The following is an 8,354-nucleotide window of genomic DNA, read 5'->3' as shown; positions in this document are numbered from 1 at the left end:
AGAACGGCGAAACCGATCTGATCTTTGTTCTTCTTGACGATTTCGACGGCAATGCTGATGGCTTCGGTGACGCGTTCATGGTTGTAGCCGCCGTCGGCCCAGACGTGCTTGATGATGGGGAAGAAAGGTTGCGCCATTTGCAGCAGCGGCCCGCCAGCATCCCGGTCCTGTATGTCGGCGGTGTGCGGCTCGACAAGCAACGCCCTGCCATCTGTATCGACCAGGGCATGGCGCTTGCGGCCTTTGACCTTTTTCCCGGCATCATAGCCCCGCGGCCCGCCACTTTCAGTAGTTTTCACGCTTTGGCTATCGATGATGGCTGCCGTCGGACTGGCCTCGCGGCCAACACGCTCCCGATCTGCCATGACAAGAGCGTGATTGGTCTTCTCGAAAAGCGCGCTATCGCGAAAGCGCGAAAACCAGCCGTAGACTGTGAACGTAGAAGACGGCGTTCACAATTTTACGCATCGCCCATTTGCACGGTCGGCCCGTCCCGTGCGGCCAATAGAAAAGAGCATGCGATGTCACGTCGGCGTATTGGGCAGTTTTGTGGTTGGCCTCAGTCAGCATTCGCCTCTGGAAGAGCTTAACGACTGGTTGACTGGATGCCAAACCGTTCAAGCCATCGGCGTGATTTCCTATTCTGCGAAGGGCGAGCCCGTCAGGCCGCCCATGGCCTTGTTCAAAGCCACGCTGCTGTCAATCTGGTACGACTAGTCTAACTTCAAGCTTGCCGAAGCGCTGGATAACCGGGGATCGTTCCGCCGGCTCTGTGGGTTATCGGCTTCAGAGCTGACACCGAAGCGAACAGCTTTCGTACATTTTCGAAAGGCTCTTGTGACACACAATCTGGACAAGGCCTGTTCGACGCGATCACCCGTCAGCTCAAGGCCGAGGCTATCCAGGTGAAGGCTGGCACGCTCGTTGAGGCGACGATTATCGCCTCAGCCAGCGAGCATGATGAAGAAGGCCGGTGGGTCAAGCACGAAGGCAAGGCAAACCAGCCATGCATGGCTGATGGGCAGAATGAGATTTTCGACCCTGTTGGAGTCAATCCCAACGCGACCATCTGTCAGGAAGGTTGCGGGCCGTCCCATTGGTTATGGATATAGGCGAGCTTTTCGCCAAGGCGGGATTTAGCGGATACCTTGCGCGCTGTGCCTGAAGCCATTCTCCGAAGGCCGCCGCCAGGGACGCGGTACGGCTTTGGCGGGCCGACAGACGCTGGCCCGGTGGGATGCCGCGCATATCGGCCTTGACTGCATTGAATTCGGCGATCCGACGCAAGCCCTCGGCGCCGATCTCGGAGCCGTCCCGGTCGAAGACCTCCTTCAGCTTGCACCTTGCATGTGCCCAGCAATGGGCCACCTGGACGGGACTGCCACTCTTGCGAGAGAGTTTGTTCAAGCCGCTGAAGTAATGGGCCGATTGCCGGATAAAAACGCCTTGTGACTGGTTTTTACATTACGTATCTCTAATACCTATCCGTTTTGGCACTCTGAATTTTATGCAAACTGGTTATAATTACCTGATTTAACAAATTTATTGGGGTTGCTTCGGACAGCCAACCGGATTTAGATCCTGCAAAATTTCCGATATTTAACTCTGTGGTGATCATAAAATGACGGCCCTCCTCATTATTGTCTTCCTTATACTTGGTTTACTCTCGTTGTATTTTAATTGGCATAAGCTTGGCATCACATTGGTTGGTCTCAGCGTTATCCTCTATGCTATGATCGCATCAGCGATACTGCCTGAATATTTGCTAGACCGCTTGCAGTCCCCTTATACATCCAGCTTACCAACACCACTAGAAGATAACACAGCGTTCATTCTTTTCGGGATAGGAACACAAACGATCAATGAACGAGATCGACAAGCGGTCGAGCCACTTGCTTTTTCTTATGGGCCGATCTTTGCCGCCGCCAGTATGAACCATCAATGTGTACAAATGGCGCTTAAATGCAATTTCCTGATTAGTGGAGCTGACGTTGCAGGAACAGGGGTTCCGGAAGCTGTTTCGATTGCCCAAGAGTTGGAAAAAGTTGGGATCATGCAGGATTCCATCATCCTTGACCGTGATAGTCGGAACAGCTGGCAAAATGCAAAACGGACAGCTGCAGTGTTGCGTAACCTAAAGCCAGGCAAGGTCATTTTGTTGCAGGCCGCCCCGATGATGAAGCGTGACCTTTTATATTTATCACACTTTGGCGTTGTAGCCGAACCGATTGCTGCGGGCTATTTGACAACAGCGCATACCAATATGTTCTCCATTGGTATTAATTTACTAGCGACCGACTTGGCTCTGCATGAAGAGATTGGTATTTGGCGCTATGCGCTTTATAACTACCTGGGATGGAACGAACCAAAACAGCCCATGTCGCTACCAGAAAAAGCGTAAATTCATAGAATCCGTCTTCTATCGCAATGGTAGTGTTCATATTGTTTGAAGAATTGCGGCATGGATTTTTGCTTCGATTTTCGGCGTAGAGACCATTATAGATTGTTACTGCAGGACACGGCAGCGATAGCCTATATTGCAGTTTCTGGCCTCACAATCCAGGAAGTTACGACAGGTGGCCGCGTCAACACTGGCGCGACCCCTCGAGAAACTTCGAGGCTGTGAATTCGCCACCCTTCGATGTGTAGACCGGCTCAATCACTGCATCTTCTCGAGGCCATAGCGGACTTTGTCAACCGAAGCTGAGGAAGACACTACGCCATGCTGGACGCACCAGCATGGCTGCATCACTTAAACAACCACCAGTAAAATCAGGAGCGGCTATTTATTGGAATAGCTAATGACCCACTCCGCGACCAGGAATTATTTTGCATGCTGTGCCCATTGCAGAGCCAGGGACGGATATATATATCCGGCGTAATGTAAACCTGGCTAGTGGCAACATAGCGATCATCAAATACTGCCTCAATGAAGGTTGCGTCCCAGCCGGTCTTTGGAGCGCCCAGGGTGATTGATGTTTTCAAGGACGGGCCAAGAGACCGTTCAATATATCGAATGCCGCAAGCGTAACGGAAATCACGCGATACCGGGTTATGTGCTGTCCATTGTCTAACTGATCTGGGGACCTCTGAAAATTTGACATTCAAGGTCTGAGCGCTAACGTTGGATACTATGCGGGGAAGTAGTTTGTTTGCCTGAATACGATTAACGAATGTTGACAGCGATTGCACTGCAAAATTGCTGATGCCTCTATGGTCCGAGTTTGGTGCCACTCGAATGGTGGTTTCTCCCGGAAGCTTATCAGCATAGTGTAGGGTCCCATCCGGAACGAAAAAATCGTCTCCACTGGCATTTATGATATACTTCGGAATATTCAATCGCTGTCCGAATTCGGTGTCTAGATATGCGAGTGGATCGATGATACTGGTCAGTTTTGAAAAATTTGGCGAGAGAACGCGAGTATCGATATCCTCTTTATATATAGGGTTCCAGCGCAATCGGCCAGTTGTTGCCATATGTTTTACAGATATGCTGCAAGCCGGTAACCAGGTTTGGGATGTCAATGACAAAGGGAGCAATGGCTTGTACTCGATCATCTCTGATCGCAGACAGCCATGTAGCCCAACCTCTTTTGGACATGCCGGCCACAATAAATTTGTGAATGTGCCATGGTGCGAGTTCGCGTTCCGCTAGAGACATGGCACTCGATGCCGCAGTTGCCATTGATGGTGTGGATACCCCTTCCCCGATCGTAGGCAGATAAGGCATACTGCGGGCGCGGGCTAATCTGGCACAGGAGACGTGTTCATGGAAAGCGCCGCAATAATTGGTATTGATCTCGCTAAGTCTGTATTCCAACTGCATGGAGCAGATACCACTGGCAAACCCTTGTTTCGGAAAAAACTGACGAGAGATCAGTTGAGTGTCTTTCTTTCAGGCCAGTCGCCGACAGTAGTAGCGATGGAGGCTTGTGCTTCCGCGCATTATTGGGGGCGCAAGATTGGTGCCCTTGGCCATGACGTCAGGCTCATTCCACCTATCTACGTTAAGCCCTTTGTTAAACGACACAAGAATGATGCCGCTGACGCGGAAGCCATAGTGAAGCCGCTATCCGGCCAACGATGCGGTTCGTTCCGGTTAAGTCTGCTGAACAGCAGTCAAGGGCAATGGTCTTTAAGACACGAGATCTTCTGGTTCGTCAAAGGAACCAGATCGTCAATGCTTTGCGCGGACACTTGATGGAATACGGGATTGTTGTACCTGCGGCCTTACTTTTGTGCGCAGGCTTGAACGCGAGATAGAGGATCCCGATACCTCATTGCCTTTGCTGGTTGTAGAGCTCGGGCGTCTACTTATCAATCAGCTCGAAAGCTGCAATACGAAGATTGCTGTTGTCGAGCGACAGATGAAGGAAGAAGCAAAGCGTGACCCAGAGGCGCTACGGCTGCAAACTGCACCAGGCATTGGCCCTGTCAGCGCTATGGCTATCAAAGCTTTCGGGCCTGATATGAACAGCTTTCGCCGTGGCCGCGATTTTGCGGCGTGGCTTGGCCTTGTACCTTTGCAGAAATCGACTGGCGGCAAACAGAAGCTTGGCCGCACTTCGAAAATGGGGCAACGTGACATCTGGCGACTACTGATCATTGGAGCTATGACCCGCATTCGATGGGCCATCAAGAACGGAGCCCCTGAAGGCTCATGGCTTCAGAAAATGCTGCAACGTAAACCACGATTGCTCATCGCTATCGCCTTGGCAAATAAGACCGCACGAGCGATCTGGGCGATGATGACAAAAGGCGAAGGATATCGGGGAGAGCCTGTTTCGGCTTAATATCGAAACGTAAATCTCCGATTATGTGAGGAGGACGCTGGAAAGTAAGGGCAAACAGATCGGCAAGATCGAGATCAGGTAAACCAGGCATTCCCAAAGGGCTTCGCGCCCGCGCCACTGATATGGACCTGACCTTCGCATCGCCATACCGGCCCGCAGCATGAGTGGCCGCTTCAACAGAGGCCTGACACATGACCGTAACCGATCTCACGTTCGAGCAATCCAAAAATAATCCTTGCATTACCGGGGGTATCCACACATGGGATATGCAATGGAATCTGTTTCAGATTGACCGGGTCATTGAGAAACAGGTTCCAACTGCGGGCCACGGCATAATCTTCAACCAAAGGGGCATTATCTGGTTGGAATCTCAACGGTTGATTAGGCGCAAAATGGAGGCGTATGCCAATCGTTCCCGTGTTACGGACGATTTCTTCCAAACTGTTCGTTGTCAAATCTTTTGATAGCTGCGGAGTTCCTGTCTCCACGTTATTTTCTCCGCCACTGATGAACAGTAATGCGCTTTCTGCTTTCGGATATTCAGGAATAACGATCTCAACATCGTGAACCCATTTGGCAGGTGTTATGTGCCCTCCTGGAGACCATTTCTGGGAAATAAGCTTGTAGCGTTTGTATGTCATTTTATTGACACGCTTACTTTCCTCAAGAGTGAAATCCAGGACAGCTTGTCGATTATTTTGAATATAACAGAGTAATGGAAATGACGAGCCAACACATTCCATTGCCTGAAATGACTTGGTGTTGCTCGCACGGAAAAAACACGAATCAATGACAGCGCGATAAATTTCTGAACTTTATTCATTCGATCAACGCTCCAATGGCTAAGATTGGCTCGTCTATTTGAGACCTGGAAAATACCCCGGCCGAACTTGAGGTCAAAATAGCCTCTCCTGCCAGCTTAATGGCAAACAATGTAATATATCAGAACACGATCAAATCTATGAATTAAAAGATCTCTGCCTATCGCGGTATAATTGTCGCCCGGATTTTATTCAAAAAAACGAGCTGTTCAGAACTGAAACATGCCAGCGGTTCGAGGCTCGAAAGTAAGCGCTGTTTTCAGGCCACGGCTTTGAGATCGTGCGTTGCGGCATAGGCCCAAGGCAGCAGGTCGTCGATCTGGCTATTTGGATGATTGTTGACGATCTTGGTGAGGACGTCTGAGAGATAGGCCAGTGGCTCGACATTGTTGAGCTTTGCCGTCTCGATGAGCGAGGCGATAGTCGCCCAGTGTTCGGCCCCGGCGTCAGAACCGGCAAATAGCGCATTTTTGCGATTGAGGGCAATTGGCCTGATTGACCGTTCGACGACGTTGGAATCGATCTCGATCCGGCCATCGTCGATGAAGCGGGTCAAGCCGTCCCAGCGTGACAAGGCATAGCGGATTGCTTCGGCGAGTTTTGTCTTCTGGCTGATGTAGCCGAGTTGTTCACGCAGCCAGGGAGCGAGGCTGTCGGTAATCGGACGACTTTTTTCCTGACGGGCGACACGACGCTCCTCGTGGGGCCGGCCACGTATCTCTTCTTCGATCCTGTAAAGTTCGCCGATGCGTCGCAGCGCCTCGCTGGCGATGGGTGCCGGACCAGCGGCAGCAAGCTCATAGAAGCGGCGTCGAACGTGGGACCAGCAGAAGGCCAGCGACACGGTGTTCTTTGCCGCGAGCGGGCGATATCCACTGTAGCCGTCTACCTGCAGGATGCCGACGAAGCCGTCGAGATGGGCCATCGGTCGTTCGCCTTTGCGATCTGGCGCATAGACATAGGTGACACCGGGCGGGTCATCGCCCTGCCACGGCCGGTCATCTCGTGCATAAGCCCAAAGCTGGCCGGTCTTGGTTTTGCCACGTCCCGGATCGAGCACCGGGGCCGTCGTCTCGTCGGCGAAGAGCTTGGACGATGACTTCAGATGATCGAGCAGCCGCTGATGGACCGGGCGTAGATGCCAGGCGGCGCGACCGACCCAGTCGGCGAGCGTCGAACGGTCGAGGTCGATGCCCTGACGCTTGTAGATTTGCGCCTGGCGATACAGCGGCAGGTGGTCAGCATATTTAGATACCAGCACCTGGGCGACGGTTGCCTCTGTCGGGATGCCGCCCTCGATCAGCCTTGCCGGGGCCGGAGCCTGGACAACGACTTCTTCACAGGCCCGGCAGGCATACTTCGGGCGGCGCAGCACGAGCACCCGGAATTGGGCGGGCACAAGATCGAGCTTCTCGCTGACATCCTCGCCGATCCGATGCAGGTCGTTGCGGCAGCAGGGGCAGGCATGGTTATCGATATCGACCACGATCTCGACGCGCGGCAGATGCGCTGGCAGTGAACCCCGGTTCGTACGCCGTTTAGCGACCTGCGCCTGGCGCAGAGCAGTCGAGCCTTGTTCCTTCTCTTCCAGCCCGGCAGCCTCGATCTGTTCGGCCTCTTCAAGCCCAAGCAGAAGCTGGTCCTCTGGAAGCGTCTCTGCCCGTCGACCAAAGCGGTGACGCTGTAATTCCTTGATGATCTGCCGCAGGCGGGCATTCTCCGCCTCACGCGAAAGCACCATTGCTTTCAGCGCGTTCAGGTCATCCGGAAGCTCGTCTGCCGTCATCGTCATGGATCGAGAACAGCATATTTTGCCGCTCGGAGCGAGACGCTGAATGGCTCTGATTCAATTGGTCGCGCCCGTTATCCGGCCTTTATCGGCGTGCGCGTTTCGCTCGGCGCATGCACGCGTTTCCAGTCCAATCCTTCGAACAGAGCCGAGAACTGGGCGGCCGTCAGATGCATCACACCGTCTTGCATTCGAGGCCAATGGAACTCGCCATCCTCGATCCGCTTGGCGACCAGGCACACGCCGCTGCCGTCCCAGAAGATCAGCTTGATCCGGTCCGTTCGTTTGGCCCGGAATACGTAGATCGTGCCCGAGAACGGGTCGGCACCCATCTGGGCCTTTACCAATGCCGCCAATCCTTCAGCACCTTTGCGGAAGTCGACAGGCTTGGTGGCGATCATCACTTTTACCGCACCGGACGGGCCAATCACGACTGAGCCTTCAACGCCTGGATGACGGCGGCAATGGTTGCAGCATCGGTGCCAGAGGCAATACGCAGCCAGGCTCCATCAATCCGCAATTCAATGGCCGCCTCCGGAGAAGTTCTTCTTGGCAAACGTGCTTGCCGCGCCCTCTTCGGTTCCGAATTCTCGGGCGACACGACGACTGCTGGTGCAAACATTGGTGCTTGCTCCGGCACCGACAACACATCAAGCGGCTTTCGGGCGAGCCGTCGCCATGTGAACAACTGCTGCGGCGTCAATCCATGCCGCCGCGCCACAGAGCACACCGTGACGCCAGGCTCGCAACTCTCCGCAATGATCTGCGCCTTCTGATCGTCGCTCCATTCGCGACGACGGCCATTGCCTGTGAACACCTCAAACCGGCGTATCGGCTCATCCTTGGATTTAAGCGTAAGTTCTGAAATCGACATATGTCCTAGCCCTCTTTCGAGGTTGAACATCAATGATCAAGCGATGATCCGGAAGGTGGGGTCAGGACAGCGCTTAC

Annotated in this window: 9 protein-coding genes and 3 pseudogenes; 4 read left to right on the top strand and 8 right to left on the bottom strand. The window is 53.3% G+C overall.

Going from position 1 to position 8,354, the window contains the following annotated elements; all coding sequences use genetic code 11:
* Window positions 1-501 (bottom strand): annotated as a pseudogene (locus ACTJKP_RS25635) (transposase); the annotation flags it as partial.
* 15 nt (window positions 502-516) lie between these two features.
* Here ACTJKP_RS25635 and ACTJKP_RS25630 point away from each other — a divergent pair.
* Window positions 517-717: a hypothetical protein gene (locus ACTJKP_RS25630; protein ID WP_440632688.1), complete on the top strand. Its 201-nt coding sequence runs from the start codon at window positions 517-519 to the stop codon at window positions 715-717.
* A 21-nt stretch (window positions 718-738) separates the two neighbouring features.
* Window positions 739-909, top strand: a pseudogene (locus ACTJKP_RS25625) (transposase); the annotation flags it as partial.
* Window positions 910-1,050: 141 nt separating this feature from the next.
* Here the strand turns inward: ACTJKP_RS25625 and ACTJKP_RS25620 are convergent.
* A complete protein-coding gene (locus ACTJKP_RS25620; RefSeq protein WP_440632687.1) occupies window positions 1,051-1,368 on the bottom strand; it encodes an IS66 family transposase in 318 nt (105 codons plus the stop codon).
* Between the two features lie 253 nt (window positions 1,369-1,621).
* Here ACTJKP_RS25620 and ACTJKP_RS25615 point away from each other — a divergent pair, with 253 nt between their 5' ends.
* A complete protein-coding gene (locus tag ACTJKP_RS25615) occupies window positions 1,622-2,401 on the top strand; it encodes a YdcF family protein (protein WP_440632685.1) in 780 nt (259 codons plus the stop codon).
* Window positions 2,402-2,772: 371 nt separating this feature from the next.
* Here the strand turns inward: ACTJKP_RS25615 and ACTJKP_RS25610 are convergent, their stop codons facing one another.
* Both ACTJKP_RS25610 and ACTJKP_RS25605 read right to left on the bottom strand, forming a co-directional pair.
* Window positions 2,773-3,555 (bottom strand): PhoPQ-activated protein PqaA family protein, encoded by a 783-nt coding sequence (locus ACTJKP_RS25610; protein WP_440632686.1) that lies wholly within the window; start codon window positions 3,553-3,555, stop codon window positions 2,773-2,775.
* Window positions 3,437-3,685, bottom strand: a complete 249-nt coding sequence (locus ACTJKP_RS25605; RefSeq protein WP_440632684.1) for a PhoPQ-activated protein PqaA family protein — start codon at window positions 3,683-3,685, stop codon at window positions 3,437-3,439. Before ACTJKP_RS25605 ends, ACTJKP_RS25610 begins: the two co-directional genes overlap by 119 nt.
* Window positions 3,686-3,769: 84 nt before the next feature.
* On the opposite strand from ACTJKP_RS25605, the pseudogene ACTJKP_RS25600 reads away from it, so the two are divergent.
* Window positions 3,770-4,793 (top strand): annotated as a pseudogene (locus ACTJKP_RS25600) (IS110 family transposase).
* A 173-nt stretch (window positions 4,794-4,966) separates the two neighbouring features.
* Here ACTJKP_RS25600 and ACTJKP_RS25595 read toward each other — a convergent pair.
* From ACTJKP_RS25595 to tnpA, 4 genes are all read right to left on the bottom strand, one after another.
* Window positions 4,967-5,536 carry a PhoPQ-activated protein PqaA family protein gene (locus ACTJKP_RS25595; protein ID WP_440632683.1) on the bottom strand — a complete coding sequence of 190 codons (570 nt, stop codon included), beginning with the start codon at window positions 5,534-5,536 and terminating at the stop codon, window positions 4,967-4,969.
* Between the two features lie 337 nt (window positions 5,537-5,873).
* Window positions 5,874-7,406 (bottom strand): IS66 family transposase, encoded by a 1,533-nt coding sequence (gene tnpC, locus ACTJKP_RS25590; protein ID WP_121539677.1) that lies wholly within the window; start codon window positions 7,404-7,406, stop codon window positions 5,874-5,876.
* Between the two features lie 71 nt (window positions 7,407-7,477).
* Window positions 7,478-7,834 (bottom strand): IS66 family insertion sequence element accessory protein TnpB, encoded by a 357-nt coding sequence (tnpB, locus tag ACTJKP_RS25585; protein WP_109366349.1) that lies wholly within the window; start codon window positions 7,832-7,834, stop codon window positions 7,478-7,480.
* Window positions 7,831-8,277 (bottom strand): IS66-like element accessory protein TnpA, encoded by a 447-nt coding sequence (gene tnpA, locus ACTJKP_RS25580; RefSeq protein WP_181375986.1) that lies wholly within the window; start codon window positions 8,275-8,277, stop codon window positions 7,831-7,833. The genes tnpB and tnpA overlap by 4 nt, the downstream gene beginning before the upstream one ends.
* Between the last annotated feature and the right edge of the window lie 77 nt (window positions 8,278-8,354).

The organism is Brucella sp. 22210 (genome assembly GCF_052045675.1).
In the GTDB taxonomy this organism is placed as follows: domain Bacteria; phylum Pseudomonadota; class Alphaproteobacteria; order Rhizobiales; family Rhizobiaceae; genus Brucella.
This window is presented reverse-complemented; position numbering and strand designations above follow the sequence as displayed.